This is a genomic window from Streptomyces sp. NPDC039736, assembly GCF_055596485.1.
Window position 1 is genome coordinate 89,044 of sequence record NZ_JBVIUQ010000014.1, and the last position, 18,741, is coordinate 107,784.

Consider the following 18,741-nt stretch of genomic DNA (forward strand, 5'->3'; position numbering starts at 1 on the left):
GAGGAGGAACGATCCCGGCCCCGGACGATCACCTCCGAAGTGGTGAATCCGCGCCCGGGGCCGATTAACGATCTTGTCAGTGGCGCAGGAGGCCGCTCACCGCCTCCGCGCGGGGGACCCTCAGCGCTCCCTCGCCCACACCACCCTCAGCTTCGGCGAGGTGAGGATGTCCCCCTCGCAGAACCGCGACGTCACCCACTTCTCGCCCGCGTACAGCTCGGTCTGGTCGCTGTGGTACGGGGAGACGGGGTTCGAGGACTGGCTGTACGTCAGCAGGGTCTTCGCCACCGGGCAGGGCCCGCCGTTCCAGCCGACCGCCTGGAGGTAGCTCGACCCGGTGGTCACCTCGGTGTAGCCCCCGCCGGCCGCGTTCCACACGGGCTCGACCTTGTTCCACACGCCCAGCGACTCCGTGCCCCCGTGGACCGGGATGCGCTTGCCGCCGCGCACGACGAACTGGTGCCGGCCCAGCGGCGCGTCCAGCGGGATGCCCGCCGCCCGCAACTCCGCCACCGCGCCCCTGAGGGCCGTCGCGAAGCCCGGGGCCGCCGTGTTGAGCCCGCGCGGCGTGCGCACCGGATCGGCCGCGTCGAACGGCGTCCGCCACAGCGCGGCCGCCGGAACCGAGGGGAGCAGCGCACGCCAGAACCGGTCGAAGAGCAGCGCGCCCCGGCTCCCGGTGTCCGTCTTCCGGTCCCACGTCCGCAGGACGTCACAGGGGGCGCCCAGCCGGAGGTCCTCGCAGCCCTTGACGACCTCGTCGACGGTCAGGTCGGCGGCCGGGACCCGGTTGGCGAACTGCTGCCGCTGGAGGTCGGCCACCGTGAGCCGCCCCTTCCCCGCCATCGCCGCCACGTCCTCGACCGCACCCCGGGTGCGCATCGACCGCTGCGTGCCGTACGAGCCGAAGACCCGCTCGTACCCGCTGATCGGCCGGTCCGCGTTGGTCAGCCAGGCACTGTCGTTGGAGTTCTCCGCGTACGGCGCGTTCTTCAGCGTCGGCATCTTCGACGGGCCGAAGATCCCCGGCTCGATCGCGTCCCGGTCGCTGCCCAGCGCGCAGTCCGTCCGCGAACCGTCCAGCACCGCGAGCCCCGACGTGGGATACGTGGCCCTGCCGAGCGGCGTCGAGCACCGCTGCGCCAGCTCGTCCGTGATGCGCGGCAGCACCTGCGACTGCGAGAAGAACGAGCCGCCCGAGGAGTCGGCGGCGATCGTGTTCACCCACGGCAGGCCCTGGGTGCGGCGCAGCGCCTCTTGGACGCCGTTCACGTCGCGCGCCCTGCTGAAGCCGAGCGCGGTGTCCCCGGCGCGCAGGTTCGTCGCGTTCGGGTCGTTCAGCGCGTACGCCGTCGTGGCCGTCCAGGGCAGCGGGAGCTGGGCGCCGAGCCCGGTGACGACCGGCCCGTACCGGGTCCACCACTGGGTGCGGGTCACCGGAGCGCCGTCCTTGACCGGCACGGTCACCGTCCGCCTGGTCATCTTCTCGGGCCTGCCGTCCACGACGTACGCCGTCGGGTCGCCGGGGGCGAGCGTGAGCTGGTGCAGGTTCATGGTGGTGCCGGTGGCGACGGTGTGGCTCCAGGCGATGCGCGCGGTGTGCCCGATGGACACCGTCGTGGAGCCGATCAGCGAACCGCCCGAGACGTTGATCTCACCGGGGATCGTCTGCTGCGACTGCCAGAACCGCCGCCCGCCCGACCACGGGTAGTGCGGGTTGCCCAGCAGCAGCCCCCGCTTGTTCGCCGTGGTGCTCCCGCTGAAGGCGACCGCGTTGGAACCCATCGCCGCGTCCGAGGTGTCGAAGAACCTCCGCGCCGCCTCGCCGGGGTCCGTGGCCGCCGTCCGGGGCGCCGCGCCGCTCGGCGGCTGCGCGGCCGTGATGCCGTCCGCGCCGCGCCCCTGCCCGCCCAGCACCGAGAACGAGTAGTTCAGGTGGTGCACGTCGGACAGGGTCACCGGGCGCAGCCAGGCGGCTCCCCGGCACGCGGGGTCGGTGACCCGGTTCTGCTTCAGCCAGGCGTTGTACCCGGCCGTCCAGCCCCGCATCAGCTCCTCGACCTGCCGGCCAGGACCCACCGGGGCCGGGCGTGCCATCAGCCGGGCGACGGTGCCGGCGTCCCGGATCCCCCGGAAGAACAGGTCGCTCGCCAGGTTGGTCGACGCCGACGACAGCGAGCCGTCCGGCTTCCCCTGCGCGCCGAAGAAGCGCGAGCGCTCGCCCCGGACGGTCGCGAAGCCCTCGGCCAGCGTGCAGGCCTGGTCATTGGCCTGCGCCCACCCGTTGCCGAAGCCCAGGTTCGCGTAGTCCTTGGCGAGGATGTGCGGAATGCCGTGCTCGGTGTACCGGATGAGGGCCGACAGGCCGCCGCCCGAGGGGCGCAGCTCCGCACCCCCGGGGTCGGCGGAGGCCGTCGGCGAGAGGGCGGTGGCCGCCGTGAGCAGGGCGACCGCGGCGACGGCGCAGGATCTCGTACGGGTGCGGAGGGACAATGTGCCTCCCAACAGGGCGTCGCAACGCGGACGTTGCGATCGGTGACCGTGATGTCATCCGCCACTCAGTCATTACCGACCGGTACCTGTCAACATCCCGTGCGGTATGCGACTCCCTTGATTTGCCGCGCGCCGCACCGCAGGATCACGCCATGACGACACCAGGAGCCCCCGGCCTGCTCACCGGCACCGTGGACGACGTGCTGCGCCGCACGGCCCACCGCGTCCCCGGCAGCCCCGCCCTGCACTACCGGGACCGTTCCTGGACGTACGCCGCACTCGACGCGGCCGTCAGCACCGCCGCCGCCCACCTGCGCACCGCCCACGGCCTGACCGAGGGCGACCGGGTGGCGACCTACGGGCACAACTCGGACGCGTACCTCATCGCCTACCTGGGCTGCGCCCGCGCCGGACTCGTCCACGTCCCCGTCAACCAGAACCTCACCGGCGGCGACCTGGCGTACCTCCTCGGCCAGTCCGGCAGCTCCCTGGTCCTGGCCGACCCGGACCTCGCCGCCCGCGTCCCCGAGGGCTTCCCGGTCCTGCCGCTGCGGGACGCGCCCGGCTCCTTCCTCGACGCCCTGACGACGCCCGTCCCGTACGCCTCGGACAGCGACCCGCTCGCCCCCGTGCAGCTCCTCTACACCTCCGGCACCACCGCCGACCCCAAGGGCGCGATCATGACGCACCGCGCCCTGGTCCACGAATACGCCAGTGCCGTCGAGGCGCTGGACCTCGCCGGGACCGACCGGCCGGTCCACGCGCTGCCGCTCTACCACTCCGCCCAGACGCACGTCTTCCTGCTGCCCTACCTCGCGGTCGGCGCGGAGAACACCCTCCTGGACGGCCCGGACGCCGACAGGCTCTTCGACCTGGTCGAGGCGGGCCGCGCCGACAGCTTCTTCGCGCCGCCGACCGTGTGGATCGGCATCGCGAACCACCCCGGGTTCGCGACCCGGACGCTGGACGGGCTCCGCAAGGCCTACTACGGGGCGTCGGTCATGCCCGTACCGGTGCTGGAGCGGCTGCGCGCCCGCCTGCCCTCGCTGGCCTTCTACAACTGCTTCGGACAGAGCGAGATCGGGCCGCTCGCCACCGTGCTGCGCCCGGAGGAGCACGAGGGCCGGATGGACTCCTGCGGACGGCCCGTGCGCCACGTCGAGGCACGGATCGTCGACGAGCAGGGCGAGGAGGTCCCCGACGGCACGGCGGGCGAGATCGCCTACCGCTCGCCCCAGCTCTGCCTCGGCTACTGGGGGGTGGACGACCCGGACCTCTTCGCCGACGGCTGGTTCCGCTCGGGCGACCTCGCGGTGCGGGACGCCGAGGGGTACTTCACGATCGTCGACCGGGTGAAGGACGTCATCAACTCCGGGGGAGTGCTGGTCGCCTCCCGGCAGGTCGAGGACGCGCTCTACACCCACCCCGCCGTGGCGGAGGCGGCCGTGATCGGGCTCCCCGACGAGCGCTGGATCGAGGCGGTCACAGCCGTCGTCGTACGGCGCGACCCCTCCCTGACGGAGGATCAGCTCCGGTCGTACGCACGCGAGAGGCTCGCCCACTTCAAGGCGCCGAAGCGCGTCGTGTTCGTGGACGCGCTGCCGCGCAACGCGAGCGGGAAGATCCTCAAGCGGGAACTGCGGGACAGGCTCACGGAGTAGGGGCGGCTACTTCGGGCGGCGGTCGACGATCCGCCTGAACTTGCCGACCGACCGCTCCAGCGTCTCCGGGTCGACCACCTCGACCCGCACGCTCACCCCGATGCCGTCCTTGACGGCCGCCGTGACCGCCCGCGCGGCGGCCTCGCGCTCCGCGCCGCTCGCGTCGGCCCGCGCCTCGGCCCGTACCGTCAGGCAGTCCATCCGCCCCTCGCGGGTCAGCACCAGCTGGAAGTGCGGAGCGAGGGCGGGGGTGCGCAGCACGATCTCCTCGACCTGCGTGGGGAACAGATTCACCCCGCGCACGATGACCAGGTCGTCGCTGCGCCCGGTGATCCGCTCCATCCGGCGGAAGACGCGCGCGGTGCCCGGCAGGAGCCGCGTCAGGTCCCGGGTCCGGTAGCGGACGACCGGCATGGCCTCCTTGGTCAGGGAGGTGAAGACCAGCTCCCCCTCCGCGCCGTCCGGCAGCACCTCGCCGGTGACCGGGTCCACGACCTCCGGGTAGAAGTGGTCCTCCCAGATGTGCAGCCCGTCCTTGGTCTCCACGCACTCCTGGGCGACGCCGGGCCCGATGACCTCGGAGAGCCCGTATATGTCGACCGCGTCGATCGCGAACCGCTCCTCGATCTCCCGGCGCATCTCCTGCGTCCACGGCTCCGCCCCGAAGACGCCCACCTTGAGGGAGGTGGAGCGGGGATCGACGCCCTGGCGCTCGAACTCGTCGAGCAGGGTGAGCATGTACGAGGGGGTCAGCATGATGACCTCGGGCCGGAAGTCCTGGATCAGCTGCACCTGGCGGGCGGTCATCCCGCCGGACGCGGGGACGACCGTACAGCCGAGGCGTTCCGCGCCGTAGTGCGCGCCGAGGCCGCCGGTGAACAGGCCGTACCCGTACGCCACATGGACCTTGTGGCCGGGCCGGGCCCCGGCGGCCCGCAGGGAGCGGGCCACCACGTCGGCCCACATCGAGAGGTCGTTCCCGGTGTACCCGACGACGGTCGGGCGGCCCGTGGTGCCGCTGGACGCGTGCAGCCGGCGGATCTCGTCCTGCGGCACGGCGAACATCCCGAAGGGGTAGTTCTCCCGCAGATCGGCCTTGGTGGTGAACGGGAAGAGGGCGAGATCGGCGAGCGAGCGGCAGTCCTCGGGCGTGAGCCCCGCCTTGTCGAAGGCCGCCCGGTAGTGCGGCACGTTCGTGTAGGCGTGCCGCAGGCTGCTCCGCAACCGCTCCAGTTGGAGGACCTCCAGCTCCTCGCGGCCGAGCCGTTCCGTCGCGTCGAGCAGCGCCTTCATGGATCACTCTCCCGTTCTCCGCACCTGCCGGAGTGCGTCCCGCCCGCACTCCCAAAATGGACGACCGATCATTCGGTCGTGGTGCTTCCGGGTCAGTAATGCAGGACACCGGGGCTTCTGGCAAGAGGCGTACGGGGCGGAACGGCGGACTCGCGGGTGTCCCGGCCGGGCGGGCGAGGAAAAACACCTCAAACTGTTGGGTACCGGCAGAACAGGGAACAACCGAACCGAAGGCAAGGACCAGACATGCACCTGCCCGTGACGCAGCGTCGATTCCGCAGAACCGCAGTGGCCCTGCTGATGGGGATGGCGGGAGCGGCGGCACTCGCCGCCTGCGGCGGCGGCAGGCCCGCCCCCGCCGTGACGACCACGGTGACCGCTCCCGCCCCGACCGTCACGGTGACGGCCCCGCCGGCCACGCCGACCCCGCCGGCCACACCGACCCAGCCCCCGCCCGCGTCCGCGGCGCCCACCGGACAGCCCTCGCAGGGCTCGGGCAAACCGGACGTGACCCTCACGGGGGACCCGGACGCCGCCTCCAAGGAGCTGGAGCGGCTGAAGGGGACGGGCTGGTGGAACCCCGACAAGATCGAGTACGCGGACGACCCGGTGACGGCGCTCCAGCAGTTCGACAAGTGGCTGGCCAAGGGGTACGTCGCACCGGACGGCGGATGGACACAGGAGGGCCTGGCGGCGGTGCAGGCGGCGAACGACGGGGGACCGGAGATGTAGGGCTCGGCCGGGCGGGCCCGGGGCGTCGGGGTGTGCGGGAAGCGGGGGCCCGGCGGCGGAGGGGGCCGGGGGTCTGTTTGGATGAGCGGTATGTCTGCCTTCACCAGTTCCGACGAGAGCCCCGCCGCCCACCGGCCCGGTCCGGAGACGCGCCCGTACCCCGACCCGGCCGTCGAGAGCGTGCGGCTGGCCGCCGGGAACCGGGTCGCCTACCGCACGTGGGGCGATCCGGCGGACCCGCCGGTCGTCCTGCTGCACGGCCGGACCGCCAACAGCGCCGACTGGGCCGACGTCGCCGAAGCTCTGTCCGCAACCCGCCGGGTCTACGCCCCGGACGTGCGCGGACACGCCCTGAGCGACTGGCCCGGCGGATACACCTACCCCCGACTGACCGCCGACATCTGTGAGTTCCTGGACGTCCTCGGGCTGGACCGGGTCGACCTCGTCGGGCATTCGATGGGCGGTGCGATCGCGCTCCAGGTGGCGCAGGCCCGGCCGGAGAAGGTCGCCCGGATGGTCCTCGAGGACGCGCTGCCGCCGTTCCCCCTGGACCCGCCGCGAGACCCCGAGCCGCGCCCCGCACAGGACGAGATCGACGCCCTGGACTTCGACTGGGACGTGATACCGGCGACCGACGAGGGAGCCAACCACCCCGATCCCGCGTGGCAGGCGGGCCTGGCGGGGATCACCGCGCCGGTGCTCGTGGTGTCGGGCGGGGAGGCGAGTTTCCTGCCCGATGCGGGCCAGCAGAGGTTGACGGACCTGATCCCCGGCGCACGGCGGGTGACGATTCCGGTCGGGCACCTGATCCACCGGAATGACCCGGCCGGATTCCTGGCGGAACTCAAGGAGTTCGGCGTGTACTGACGGCGCACCCCTACGGCGGCGTTCCGGCGCGCTGTCCTGCTTCGGGCCGGGTCAGCGGTTGCGGCGGCGCTTCGTCGTCGTCCTGCGCCAGCCGAAGGGGCCCGGGAGGTCCATCGAGGTCGTGCGGCGGCCGGTGCTGCTGTGGGTGTGGCGGGGGCCGTGGCTGCCGCCGGTGGTGATGGACCAGGAGTGCCGGTTGATGTTCAGGCGGACACCGGGGAGGATGCGGAAGCTCTTGCGGAAGGTCAGGGGCACGGGGAACTCCTCGGGTTCGGGCGAAGGGCCGACGAATGCCGTACGGATTGCCGCTCCCGGCGCAACAATGCGCGGGGCTCCGTCCGGGCCCGCGCACCTCGCTCCCGGGCCCCCGGCCTACGCTGGTGCCATGCGCATACTCGTCATCGGCGCCGGTGCCACCGGCGGATATTTCGGCGCCCGGCTCGTCCAGGCCGGACACGACGTCACCTTCCTGGTCCGCCCGGCCCGCGCCGACGCGCTCCGTCGCCGGGGCCTGCGCCTCACCGGTCTCGGTGAGCCCGAGGAACGCGTCGAGCCACGGCTGCTCACCGCCGCCGAGGTCTCCGAGGGGTCCGGCGCCGAGCCGTACGACCTCATTCTCCTGACCGTGAAGGCCACCGGCCTCGCCCGCGCGGTCGAGGACTTCGCCCCGCTCGTCGGGCCCGGCACCGTCATCCTGCCCGTACTCAACGGTCTCGCCCACCTCGGCCTCCTCGCCGGCCGCTTCGGTGCGCACCGCGTCTGGGGCGGCGTCGCCAAGGTCATCACCACCCTCGGCGACGACGGCGACATCGTCCGTCTGGCGCCCATGGCCGCCCTCGGCTTCGGGCCGCTCGACGGCGCCGACCCAGGCCGGGCCGAGCGGACGGCCGCTCTGTTCGACGCCGTGGCGGGCATGGAGGCGACGGCGTCCGCGGACATCGTCGGCGACATGTGGGCCAAGTGGTCGTTCATCGTGACGATCAGCAGCGTCAACATCCTCGGACGCGGAAGCGTCGGTGACGTCGTCGCCGTGCCGGGCGGCGACGCCCTCGGACCGGCCGTGTTCGCCGAGGCGGCAGCGGTGGCCGCCGCCTCGGGGCACGAACTGGCCCAGGACGTACGGGACATGGCGGTCGGGATGGCGACCGGGGCCGGGTCCCCGCTGACCACCTCCCTCTACCGGGACGTGGCGGCGGGCCTGCCCTCCGAGGCCGAGCACCTCTTCGGTGACCTGGTGGCCAGGGCCCGCGCCCGGCGCGTGCCCACTCCGCTGCTCGACCTGGCCACCCTGCAACTGCGGGTGCAGGAGGGCAGGTTGCGCACGGTCTGAGAGGCTACGGGGCCTTCGGCTGCCACAGGGTGGTCACCGGGTCGTAGACCCTGACGCCCTTCGGCAGGCCGAGCGCCGCGGCCGTGATCCGGACCCCGCGGTGGGCCGGGTCCGCAGCCACCCCGATGTCCCGTACGACACGTACGTCGGCAGGCGTCGGCGGGGCGAGGACCGTGCGGACCGTGGCGTACGCGCTCGCGCCGGCCGCCACCCGGTACGGCCCGCTGTCGGCCGGCGGATTCGGACGGGCCGCGCCGTCGAGGTCGCCGAAGGTGACGGTGGGGATGCGGTCGACGACGCAGGCCTGGCGGCCGAGGTTGGTGAAGCGGAGGGAGAGGACGTCCGGGGTCGGGACGGCCGTCACCTTCAGGGACAGGTCCCGCTCCGCGCAGCGCGGAAGCGGTGCCTTCGTGGACGGGGCGACAGAGGCCGCGGCCGTGGCCGAGGCGGCGAGCAGGAAGGCGCCGGCGAGCGCGCCGACCGCGGGGAAACGCTGGTGCGTGTACATATGTCCATACTGCGCCCGAAAGGGCTGTTCCAGGGAGAGTGCCACCCTTTCGTGTGACAAGGCCGTGACACTCCGACGGGTGCCGGACGCGTGGAGTGCGTACCGTGGGTCCCGTGGCCCTCTTCCGTATCACCGACCGCACGGACCTCGCCCCCGACGAGGCGTGGCGCAGGCTCACCGCCTGGGAACGGCATGCCGCCCAGGTCCCCTTCACCCGGATGGTCTTCGGCACCGATCCGCCGACCCGGCAGGGCACCCGCTTCGTGGCGCGCACCCGGCTGGGCCGGATCGGGTTCGACGACCCGATGGAGGTCGTGGTGTGGCGGCCCCCGGAGCACTGCCGCCTGGAGAAGAGCGGGCGGGTGGTGACGGGCTGGGCCGAGATCGACGTCCGCCCCGAGCCGGGGGGAGGGCCCGGGGCGCACGTGACCTGGACCGAGGACCTGCGGCTGCGCGGGCTGCCCCGGTTCTGCGATCCGCTGCTGGCGGCGGCGGGCCGGGCGGTGTTCGGGCGGGCGATGCGGGCACTGCTTGAGGAGCGGTAGGAGGGCGGGGCGCGGTTCCGGCGGGTGATGCCGGCACTGCTGGAGGAGCGGTGGGCGGGGGACGGTCCTGGCGGGCAGTGTGGACACTGCCGGAGGAGCGAGGGGCGGGCGGGGGTCAGTCCTGGCGGGCTGCCGTCGCCTTCGCCCAGCGGTAGTCGGCCTTGCCGCTCGGTGAGCGGTGGACACGGTCGGTGAGCACCAGCTTGCGGGGGATCTTGTAACCCGCGAGCCGGGTGCGGCAGTGGTCCTGGATCGCGGCCAGGTCCGGCGGGGCGGCGCCCTCGCGGACCTGGACGACGGCCGCCACCCGGTTGCCCCAGGTGGGGTCCGGCACTCCGGTGACCAGCGCGTCGTACACGTCCGGATGGGACTTCAGCGCCTGCTCGACCTCCTCCGGGTAGACCTTCTCGCCGCCGGTGTTGATGCACTGTGAGCCCCGGCCGAGGACGGTCACGACGCCGTCCGCGTCGACGGTCGCCATGTCGCCGAGGAGCACCCAGCGCGCGCCGTCGCGCTGGAAGAAGGTCTCCGCCGTCTTCCCCGGGTCGTTGTAGTAGCCGAGCGGGACGTGGCCGCACTGGGCGAGGCGGCCGATCTTGCCGGTGCCCACGGGTGCGTACGTCGCCGGATCGACCACCTTCGTCCGCTCGTTGACCTCCAGCCGGAAGCCCTTCTCGGGGCCGGAGTCGTCGGTGGCCCTGCCGTTGGAACCGGACTCGGAGGAGCCGAAGTTGTTCAGCAGCAGTACGTTCGGCACCAGCTCCTGGAACTGGGCGCGGACCGTCTCCGACATGATCGCCCCGGAGGAGGAGACGCTGAACAGCGAGGAGAGGTCGGTGCCCTTCAGGGGGCCGTTCAGGGCGTCCACCAGGGGGCGCAGCATCGCGTCGCCGACCAGCGACACGCTCGACACGCGCTCCTTCTCGATGGTCCGCAGCACCTCCTCGGGCACGTACTTGCGGTGGATGACGACCCGCTGGCCGTAGTGGAAGGCGATGAACGAGGTGAGCGTCGAGGTGCCGTGCATCAGCGGGGGAGCGGGGAAGAAGGCGAGGCCCGCACCGCCGGCCGCGACCCGCTCGGCCAGTTCCTCGGGACGCCGGACGGGACTGCCGGTGGGGTCGCCGCCGAACAGCCCCGCGAAGAACAGGTCCTCCTGACGCCACATCACCCCCTTGGGCATGCCGGTCGTGCCGCCCGTGTAGATGATGAAGAGGTCGTCGGCCGAGCGCTCCGGGAAGCCCCGCTCGGGGGACCCGGACGCCTCCGCCGCCGTGAACTCCACACAGCCGATGTCCGGGGCGTCACCGGCCGGCGGCCCCACCCGCAGCAGATGGCGCAGCTTCCGCGTGCGGGGGAGCGCGGCGGCCACCCGTTCGGTGAACTCCGCGTCGAAGACGAGCGCGGCGAGGTCCGCGTCGCGGTAGAGGTAGACCAACTCCTCCTCGACGTAGCGGTAGTTGACGTTCACGGGGACGAGGCGCGCCTTCAGGCAGGCGAGGACCGTCTGGAGGTACTCGACGCCGTTGTAGAGGTGCAGCCCCAGGTGCTCGCCCGGTTTCAGGCCCGCGTCCATCAGGTGGTGCGCGAGCCGGTTCGCGGCCGCGTCCAGCTCGGCGTAGGTGAGACGGCGTTCGGCGCCCGTACCGGGATGGTCGACGTACACGAGTGCCTCGCGGTCGGGGACCGCGTCGACGACCGACTCGAACAGGTCGGCAAGGTTGTACTCCACCGTTCCTCCTGAACCCCGGTTGCGCACGGGCGAGTTGACGTGCCGGTCATCACAGCAAAGGGCGCCTCAAGTGGGAAGGGCGTGCGCCGAACAAATCTGACTGACTGTCAGGAAACTCTTGAAGTGGCGGGTCCTCTCCTGCAACCTGTTCCAGGTCTGACGACGGGAGGACGGTCATGTCCGGTACGGACTCGGGTACGGAACACCTCACCGTGCGGCGCGAGGGCGCCACGCTGGTGCTCACCCTGAACAGGCCGGAGGCGAAGAACGCGTTGTCGTTGCCGATGCTGGTCGGGCTGTACGACGGCTGGCTGGAGGCCGACGCGGACGACTCCGTGCGGTCGGTGGTCCTGACAGGGGCGGGCGGCTGCTTCTGCGCGGGCATGGACCTCAAGGCGCTCGCCGGGCAGCGCGCGACGGGCGGCGACGCGGACGCGTACCGCGCCCGGATGAAGGCCGATCCCGACCTGCACTGGAAGGCGATGCTGCGCCACCACCGGCCGCGCAAGCCGGTGATCGCGGCCGTCGAGGGCCACTGCGTGGCGGGCGGCACGGAGATCCTCCAGGGCACGGACATCCGTGTGGCAGGGGCTTCGGCCACCTTCGGGCTCTTCGAGGTGCGGCGGGGGCTGTTCCCGATCGGCGGCTCGACGGTGCGGCTGCCGCGGCAGATCGCCCGCACGCACGCGCTGGAGATGCTGCTGACGGGGCGGCCGTACGGGGCCGAGGAGGCGGCCCGGATCGGGCTGGTCGGCCGGGTGGTCCCGGACGGGACGGCGCTGGACGCGGCGCTGGAGATCGCCGAACGGGTCAATGCCTGCGGTCCGTTGGCGGTGGAGGCGGTGAAGGCGTCGGTCTACGAGGCGGCGGAACTGCCGGAGGAGGAGGGCCTGGCGGCGGAGCTGAAGCGGGGGTGGCCCGTCTTCGACACCGAGGACGCGAAGGAGGGGGCGCGGGCGTTCGCGGAGGGGAGGGAGGCGGTGTTCCGGCGGCGGTAGGGGGGGCGGCGCGGACTGTCCGGCGGTCGACGGTCCGTCCGGCGGTCGACGGACCGGCCGCCGGCCGGGGACGCGTGGTCGGCGGCCGTGCGGCGGACCGGGGGACCGCCCCGGCCCCTGCCGCCAAGCCGTCGGCCTCGGACGAAGGGGTGGGGCTGGGGGCCGATCCGCCGGAAGCCGCCCGCACTCGCGGTGATCTGCCGAAAGGCTCTGCACACCCCCTCGGCCCCACCCGTCGGCGCAACCAACAACACATCCCCTCGCACACCGGAGGCCTCTCCCATGCCCATCCTGAAAGCCCCCCTCACCCTCGAATTCCCCTTCACCCGCTCCCTCGGGCCCGTCCAGTCCGCCTTCCTGTCCGGGCTGCGCCACCGCACCCTCCTCGGCGTGCGCACCGCATCGGGGCAGGTCCTCTGCCCGCCCACCGAGTACGATCCCGCCACCGCCGCCGAGCTCCGCGACCTCGTCGAGGTCGCCCCCACCGGCACGGTGACCACCTGGGCCTGGAACCCGCGGCCCCGCCCCTTCCAGCCCCTCGCCACCCCCTTCGCCTGGGTCCTCGTCCGGCTCGACGGCGCCGACACCGCCCTCCTGCACGCCCTCGACGCCCCCGGGCCGGAGCAGCTCCACTCGGGCATGCGCGTCCGCGTCCGCTGGGCCGGCGAACGCACCGGCGCCATCACCGACATCGCCTGCTTCGAACCGTACGAGAGCGAGAACGGGCACCAACCCGCCCCGCACAGCGGCGAGTTCGACGACATGACCACCCTCTTCACCGCGCCCGCCCGACTCGACTACACCTACACCCCCGGCCGGGCCCCCACCGACCACCTCACCGCCCTCGCCGACCACCGCATCGTCGGCGAACGCTGCCCCTCCTGCCACAAGGTGTACGTGCCGCCCCGCGGCGCCTGCCCCACCTGCGGCGTCGCCACCGCCGAGCGCGTCGAGGTCGGCCCCAGGGGCACCGTCACCACCTTCTGCATCGTCAACATCAAGGCGAAGAACCTGGACATCGAGGTGCCGTACGTCTACGCGCACATCGCCCTCGACGGCGCCGACCTCGCCCTGCACGGCCGCATCGCGGGCATCCCGTACGACCAGGTCCGGATGGGGCTGCGCGTCGAACCGGTGTGGACCGGGGACGCCCGCCACCCCGACCACTACCGGCCCACCGGCGAACCGGACGCCGACTACGACGCGTTCAAGGAGCTGATCTGAGCCATGCCCGCCACCCCCGCGCGGCCGCTGCGCGACGTCGCCGTCGTCGCCTTCGCGCAGACCGACCACCGCCGACGCACCGACGAGCTCTCCGAGGTCGAGATGCTCATGCCGGTCCTGCACCGGGTCCTCGCCGAGACCGGCCTGAAGACCAGCGACATCGGCTTCACCTGCTCCGGTTCCAGCGACTACCTCGCGGGCCGCGCCTTCTCCTTCACCATGGCCCTGGACGGCGTCGGCGCCTGGCCGCCGATCTCGGAGTCCCACGTCGAGATGGACGGGGCCTGGGCGCTGTACGAGGCCTGGGTGAAGATCCTCACCGGCGAGGCCGACACCGCGCTCGTGTACGCGTACGGCAAGTCCTCGCCCGGGCAGGTCCGCGACGTCCTGACCCGCCAGCTCGACCCGTACTACCTCGCCCCGCTGTGGCCCGACTCCGTGTCGCTCGCCGCCCTCCAGGCACAGGCCCTCATCGACGCCGGCGACACCGACGAACCCGCGCTCGCCGCCGTCGCCTCCCGCAGCAGGGCGGACGCCGTCGCCAACCCGCACGCCCAGCTCAAGGGCGACGTCCCGTCAGGCGACTACCTGGTGCGCCCCCTGCGCACCGCCGACTGTCCGCCCGTCTCCGACGGAGCCGCCGCCGTCGTCCTCGCGGCGGGCGACCGCGCCCGCGAACTCTGCGCGCGGCCCGCCTGGATACGCGGCATCGACCACCGCATCGAGGCCCATGGCCTCGGTGTCCGCGACCTCACCGACTCGCCGTCCACCCGGCTCGCCGCCGAACGCGCCGGGGCGTACGAGATCGACCTGGACACCGCCGAGCTGCACACCCCCTTCACCTCCCAGGAAGTCGTCCTGCGCAAGGCGCTCGGCCTCGGCGACGACATCACCGTCAACCCTTCCGGCGGGGCGCTCGCCGCCAACCCGATCATGGCGGCCGGCCTCATCCGCATCGGCGAGGCCGCCGCCCGCATCCACCGCGGCGCGTCCGACGCCGCGCTGGCGCACGCCACGTCGGGCCCGTGCCTTCAGCAGAACCTGGTAGCAATCCTGGAGGGGGAGCCCCATGAGCACCGAACGCGCTAGCCACAAGGAGCCCGTCGCCGTCGTCGGCGTCGGCCAGACCGCCCACGTCTCCGCCCGGCACGACGTCTCGATCGCGGGACTGGTCCGCGAGGCCGCCCAACGCGCCCTCGCCGACGCCGAATTGGCGTGGGCGGACATCGACGCCGTCGTCATCGGCAAGGCCCCCGACTTCTTCGAGGGCGTCATGATGCCGGAGCTCTACCTCGCCGACGCGCTCGGCGCGGTCGGCAAGCCCATGCTCCGCGTGCACACGGCGGGTTCCGTCGGCGGCTCCACCGCCCTCGTCGCCGCCAACCTGGTCGCCGCCCGTGTGCACGGCACCGTCCTCACCCTCGCCTTCGAGAAGCAGTCCGAGTCCAACGCCATGTGGGGCCTGTCCCTCCCCGTCCCCTTCCAGCAGCCCCTCCTCGCCGGGGCGGGCGGCTTCTTCGCCCCGCACGTCCGCGCGTACATGCGCCGCTCGGGCGCGCCCGACCACATCGGCTCCCTCGTCGCGTACAAGGACCGCCGCAACGCCCTCAAGAACCCCTACGCCCACCTCAAGGACCCCACCCTCACCCTGGAGAAGGTCCAGGCGTCCCCCATGCTGTGGGACCCCGTCCGCTACTCCGAGACCTGCCCCTCGTCCGACGGCGCCTGCGCCATGGTCCTGACCGACCGGGCGGGCGCGGCCCGCGCCCCGCACCCGCCCGCCTGGGTGCGCGGCGGCGCCATGCGCAGCGAGCCCACCCTCTTCGCGGGCAAGGACTTCGTCTCGCCGCAGGCGGGCAAGGACTGCGCCGCCGACGTCTACCGGCAGGCGGGCATCACCGATCCGCGCCGCCAGATCGACGTGGTCGAGATGTACGTCCCGTTCTCCTGGTACGAGCCCATGTGGCTGGAGAACCTGGGCTTCGCCGCCGAGGGCGAGGGCTGGAAACTCACCGAGGCCGGCGTCACCGGACTCGACGGCGACCTTCCCGTGAACCCCTCGGGCGGCGTCCTGTCCACCAATCCCATCGGCGCATCGGGCATGATCCGCTTCGCCGAGGCGGCCCTCCAGGTGCGCGGCCGGGCGGGCGAGCACCAGATCGACGGCGCGCGCACCGCGCTGGGGCACGCCTACGGCGGCGGGTCGCAGTTCTTCGCGATGTGGGTGGTGGGGGCGGAGCAGCCGGGCGGGTGAGCGGGGGTGCGGGGGTCAGCCGGTGCGGAGGGAGCCCGCGAGAGCGGTGAGGAAGGCGGTGACGGCGCGCCGGTCGTAACCCGCCTGCCGGTGGCCCGCCGTGCCGAAGACGGCCCCGCCGATCCGCGCGGGGCTCACGGCGGGGCCCGTCCCCAGGAGACCGGCGCGGATACGGGCGAGGAACGTGTCGACCTCCGCCTGGTCGTACCCCGGCTGCAGGCGTGACGCCGGGAACCGGACGCCCGCCAGCTCCTCGGCCAACTGCTCCTGGAGGGTCGGCGTACGAGGCGGGGCGGGGCGGACCGGCCCGGGGGCGGGTCGGGTGGCCGGGTTCGGGTTCGCCGTGGTTCGCACAGTGGGCCGGGGAGCGGGCCGGGCGGCCGGGTTCGGGCTCGCAGAGCGCCGTGTGGCTGCGGGAGCCGGGCCCAGAGGGGACGGGGAGGCAGGCGACGGCGGGGCCGGCCGTGCACGGGACCTGCGGCGTGCGGCGGAGCGCAGGCTCCCTGCCGCGTCGGCGACGGGGCCGACGGCCAGGGCCGTGCCCCCGGCCAGGACGAGGCCGCCGCCCACGCGCAGCAGCCAGTACGAGGCCTGGCCCGCCTGCTCCCGCTTCTCCTCGTAGCCGTCGTACGCCCCGCCGCCGACACAGGCGTCCCCCGGCTTCATGCTCTCGCCGCCGCACCGGGGGGACTCGGAGTCCGCCGCCGCGCAGCCGCCGCCCAGCAGGAGGAACGCCCCGATGACCAGGCCCATGGCCCCCAGGCCCCGCCTGGTGTCGCCGCCACTGCTGTACCGCGCCATGTCCGCCCCCGTTCGGTCGAGTCCGTGATCAGAGTTTTCCGGGAATGGTAGGGGCCGTTCCCCGTGCGGGACAGCGAAAGGGCACCGCCGGGGCGGACAAGTGCCTTCCCCGGAAAGCACGTTGCCGGTCCGGCCGCCGACCGCACCCTGTCCGTCGTCCGGTGCGGTGACTAGGGTGGCTCGCGGACGACGGCGATGCGGGAGGAGCACGACGGTGGCGACGAGTACGCGGTACGGGGCGGTGGGGCGGGCGCGGCAGGAGCTCGATCTCAGCGGGGCGGACTGGCAGTCCGGGGCCGGGGGAGCGGGAGACGTGCAGATCGCCTTCGTGGAAGGGTTCATCGCGATGCGCAACGCCGCGCATCCGGTGGCGACTTCGGTCGTCTTCGATCCCGCGCAGTGGCGGACCTTCGTGCTGAACGCCCGGGCCGGAGCCTTCGACGTGCGCTGATCAGCAGGGCTTGCGCCAGGAGTCCAGGTCGAGGTTCTTGCGCATCGAGGACAGCCCGAGCCGGCGCGCGGCGGCGCAGAACTCGCCGTTGGGCACGGCGTACTCGACGTGGAAGACCGCCTTGCCCGCCGCGATGAAGGGGCGCAGGCGCTCGCACTCGTCGAACTCCGCGCACTGCTCGTTGACCGCGAAGTCGAAGTGGCGCACGAGCTGCGGGACGTGCTCCAGGTCGTTCTTGAGTCCGACGGCCAGGCCGCGTTCGTGGGCGATCGTGGAGAGCATCCTGTTGTACGTGAGCTGGTGGGCGGCGGTCAGCGGAAAACCGGTGTCGTTCTGGTAGCCGTCCATCAGGTCGGGCTCGACCGCGTCGAAGCCCTTCGCCCTGCACATGTCGAAGCGTTTCTCCATGAGCGGGCGCAGCACGTCGACGCGGCGGATGTCGAGCCAGCGCTCGCCCGCCCAGCCGTTCGCGCCGCCGAGGACCGCCTCGGGGAAGTCGCCCTTGTCGGGCCGGAAGTCCTCCCACGCGCCCGCGTTGATGTAGCAGATCACCTTCCGGCCGTCCGCGTGCAGCCGTGCCACGTCGGCCGCGGTGTTCTCGAAGCCGTCGATGTCGTAGACGGGCACGTCGGTACGGGGGTCCACCCGCCCGTCCAACTGCCACTGCCAGGCCGTGCCCGGGCGGGGCTGCCAGATGCGGCGGGCGGCGGGACGGGTGGCCGTGTCCCTGCGGGACGGCGGCGCGGAGGACGGCGGGCGGGAGGCGCTGCCGGGGGCCGCCGTGCCGGTGGGGAGCGGGGACGTGGCGGGCGACGGCGCGGGGGTGACGGGTGCGGGAGCAGTACCTGCGGCCTCCGGGGACCCGCCCGGATCGCCGTCCGTACCGGTGGACGAGCACCCCGCGACCCCGAGCAGCACCAGAAGCACCAGGAGCACCACGGGAAGCACCGGGCGCGCCCGCCTCTTCCGTACGGGAGCGGCCCGGTGCGGCAGGGGGTTCATGACGCGTGCTCCAGGAGTTCGGGCGGCAGCGCCGTCCACGGGTTGGGGAGTTCGCCGCCGACCGCGCAGCTCACCGCCGCGCCCCGGGCGCGCGCGGTGCGGGCCGCCACCCCGGACAGGGCGCGGGGGACTCCGTACACCAGATGACAGAAGCGTTCCGGAGGGTGGTGTTCCGTCCAGCGGGGGCGGTGGAATCCGGCGACGTACGTCGTCCAGTGCCCCTCGAAGGTAACGACCAGGTCGGCGATGCGGGCGTACCCCGGGGAGGGGTGCACGCCCGGGTTGAGGACCACGGTCCGCGCACCCGTGCGGCGTGCGGAGCGGACCGTCCTGCGGCAGGCCGCGAGCCCGGCGCGCTCGGCGGGGGCCCGGTCGAAGAACCAGCCGTCGACGCCGAACCACTCCCGGTGCCGGCCGAGGTCGGCGGCGACCTCGGGGGCCGGGCGCGCCCCGTAGTCCAGGTCGACGTAGCCCAGCACGGGCACCCCCGCCGCACGCAGGTCGGCGGCGGCGGAGGCGAACGCGGGGTCGAGCCGCCCGCCGGGACCGTCGGCGGCGTTCAGCACCACGCCGCGGACCCGGTCCCCGGCGCGCGCGGCGAGCCGCCACGCCTCGGGGTCCACGGCGGGGTGCGCGTACAGCGGCAGCAGGTAGCTCACCGCGGGGCGTCCGGGAGCGGCGTCCGGGCGGGCCCCCCGGCACGGGCGTTGCGGGCCGGGGATTCCGTCCGGGAGCGCACCGCCGCCCCCGGCCCGTGGGCGTCCGGGTGGGAGCCGGCCCTGACCCCCGGGGCGTGCGGTCCCGGACGGTGAGCGGTGCCCGGGCCCGGCGTGTGCGGGGCCGCGGGCGC

General features: G+C 73.4%; 18 protein-coding genes. 10 read left to right on the forward strand and 8 right to left on the reverse strand.

Annotated features, from left to right (window positions below; translation table 11 throughout):
• Positions 1-120: 120 nt before the first annotated feature.
• Entirely contained in the window at positions 121-2,493 is a 2,373-nt protein-coding gene (locus tag ACZ56L_RS32330; protein WP_471068207.1) for a penicillin acylase family protein, read from the reverse strand.
• Between the two features lie 152 nt (positions 2,494-2,645).
• Here ACZ56L_RS32330 and ACZ56L_RS32335 point away from each other — a divergent pair, with 152 nt between their 5' ends.
• Entirely contained in the window at positions 2,646-4,154 is a 1,509-nt protein-coding gene (locus ACZ56L_RS32335; RefSeq protein ID WP_471068210.1) for a fatty acyl-CoA synthetase, read from the forward strand.
• A gap of 6 nt (positions 4,155-4,160) precedes the next feature.
• Here ACZ56L_RS32335 and paaK read toward each other — a convergent pair whose 3' ends face one another.
• Positions 4,161-5,447 carry a phenylacetate--CoA ligase PaaK gene (paaK, locus tag ACZ56L_RS32340; protein WP_345225674.1) on the reverse strand — a complete coding sequence of 429 codons (1,287 nt, stop codon included), beginning with the start codon at positions 5,445-5,447 and terminating at the stop codon, positions 4,161-4,163.
• A 246-nt stretch (positions 5,448-5,693) separates the two neighbouring features.
• Between paaK and ACZ56L_RS32345 the strand changes: the two genes are divergently transcribed.
• Together ACZ56L_RS32345 and ACZ56L_RS32350 are read left to right on the forward strand one after the other, a co-directional pair.
• Positions 5,694-6,179: a hypothetical protein gene (locus tag ACZ56L_RS32345; RefSeq protein ID WP_468690586.1), complete on the forward strand. Its 486-nt coding sequence runs from the start codon at positions 5,694-5,696 to the stop codon at positions 6,177-6,179.
• A gap of 90 nt (positions 6,180-6,269) precedes the next feature.
• Complete coding sequence (locus tag ACZ56L_RS32350; RefSeq protein WP_471068214.1) at positions 6,270-7,046, forward strand: alpha/beta fold hydrolase; 777 nt, start codon at positions 6,270-6,272, stop codon at positions 7,044-7,046.
• Between the two features lie 51 nt (positions 7,047-7,097).
• Here ACZ56L_RS32350 and ACZ56L_RS32355 read toward each other — a convergent pair whose 3' ends face one another.
• Positions 7,098-7,301, reverse strand: a complete 204-nt coding sequence (locus ACZ56L_RS32355; protein ID WP_345225680.1) for a DUF4236 domain-containing protein — start codon at positions 7,299-7,301, stop codon at positions 7,098-7,100.
• Between the two features lie 130 nt (positions 7,302-7,431).
• On the opposite strand from ACZ56L_RS32355, the gene ACZ56L_RS32360 reads away from it, so the two are divergent.
• The gene (locus ACZ56L_RS32360; RefSeq protein ID WP_471068217.1) at positions 7,432-8,376 is read left to right on the forward strand and encodes a ketopantoate reductase family protein; all 945 of its coding nucleotides are present in this window, start codon (positions 7,432-7,434) and stop codon (positions 8,374-8,376) included.
• Between the two features lie 4 nt (positions 8,377-8,380).
• Here the strand turns inward: ACZ56L_RS32360 and ACZ56L_RS32365 are convergent, their stop codons facing one another.
• Entirely contained in the window at positions 8,381-8,884 is a 504-nt protein-coding gene (locus ACZ56L_RS32365) for a DUF4232 domain-containing protein (protein WP_471068220.1), read from the reverse strand.
• A gap of 113 nt (positions 8,885-8,997) precedes the next feature.
• Here ACZ56L_RS32365 and ACZ56L_RS32370 point away from each other — a divergent pair, with 113 nt between their 5' ends.
• Positions 8,998-9,429: an SRPBCC family protein gene (locus ACZ56L_RS32370; protein WP_471068223.1), complete on the forward strand. Its 432-nt coding sequence runs from the start codon at positions 8,998-9,000 to the stop codon at positions 9,427-9,429.
• A gap of 115 nt (positions 9,430-9,544) precedes the next feature.
• On the opposite strand, the gene ACZ56L_RS32375 is transcribed toward ACZ56L_RS32370, so the two are convergent.
• Entirely contained in the window at positions 9,545-11,161 is a 1,617-nt protein-coding gene (locus tag ACZ56L_RS32375) for an acyl-CoA synthetase (protein ID WP_471068226.1), read from the reverse strand.
• Between the two features lie 176 nt (positions 11,162-11,337).
• Here ACZ56L_RS32375 and ACZ56L_RS32380 point away from each other — a divergent pair, with 176 nt between their 5' ends.
• From ACZ56L_RS32380 to ACZ56L_RS32395, 4 genes are all read left to right on the forward strand, one after another.
• Entirely contained in the window at positions 11,338-12,159 is an 822-nt protein-coding gene (locus ACZ56L_RS32380) for a crotonase/enoyl-CoA hydratase family protein (RefSeq protein WP_468690577.1), read from the forward strand.
• 282 nt (positions 12,160-12,441) lie between these two features.
• The gene (locus ACZ56L_RS32385) at positions 12,442-13,383 is read left to right on the forward strand and encodes a Zn-ribbon domain-containing OB-fold protein (RefSeq protein ID WP_468690574.1); all 942 of its coding nucleotides are present in this window, start codon (positions 12,442-12,444) and stop codon (positions 13,381-13,383) included.
• A gap of 3 nt (positions 13,384-13,386) precedes the next feature.
• Complete coding sequence (locus tag ACZ56L_RS32390) at positions 13,387-14,472, forward strand: thiolase domain-containing protein (protein ID WP_471068229.1); 1,086 nt, start codon at positions 13,387-13,389, stop codon at positions 14,470-14,472.
• Positions 14,453-15,637, forward strand: coding sequence for a thiolase domain-containing protein (locus ACZ56L_RS32395; protein WP_471068232.1), 1,185 nt, complete (start codon positions 14,453-14,455; stop codon positions 15,635-15,637). Before ACZ56L_RS32390 ends, ACZ56L_RS32395 begins: the two co-directional genes overlap by 20 nt.
• A 15-nt stretch (positions 15,638-15,652) precedes the next feature.
• Here ACZ56L_RS32395 and ACZ56L_RS32400 read toward each other — a convergent pair whose 3' ends face one another.
• Entirely contained in the window at positions 15,653-16,438 is a 786-nt protein-coding gene (locus ACZ56L_RS32400) for a DivIVA domain-containing protein (protein ID WP_471068235.1), read from the reverse strand.
• A gap of 214 nt (positions 16,439-16,652) precedes the next feature.
• Here ACZ56L_RS32400 and ACZ56L_RS32405 point away from each other — a divergent pair, with 214 nt between their 5' ends.
• The gene (locus ACZ56L_RS32405; RefSeq protein WP_345225700.1) at positions 16,653-16,889 is read left to right on the forward strand and encodes a DUF397 domain-containing protein; all 237 of its coding nucleotides are present in this window, start codon (positions 16,653-16,655) and stop codon (positions 16,887-16,889) included.
• Here the strand turns inward: ACZ56L_RS32405 and ACZ56L_RS32410 are convergent, their stop codons facing one another.
• Positions 16,890-17,891, reverse strand: a complete 1,002-nt coding sequence (locus ACZ56L_RS32410; protein WP_471068238.1) for an endo alpha-1,4 polygalactosaminidase — start codon at positions 17,889-17,891, stop codon at positions 16,890-16,892.
• Entirely contained in the window at positions 17,888-18,550 is a 663-nt protein-coding gene (locus ACZ56L_RS32415; RefSeq protein WP_345225704.1) for a spherulation-specific family 4 protein, read from the reverse strand. Before ACZ56L_RS32415 ends, ACZ56L_RS32410 begins: the two co-directional genes overlap by 4 nt.
• Positions 18,551-18,741 lie beyond the last annotated feature (191 nt).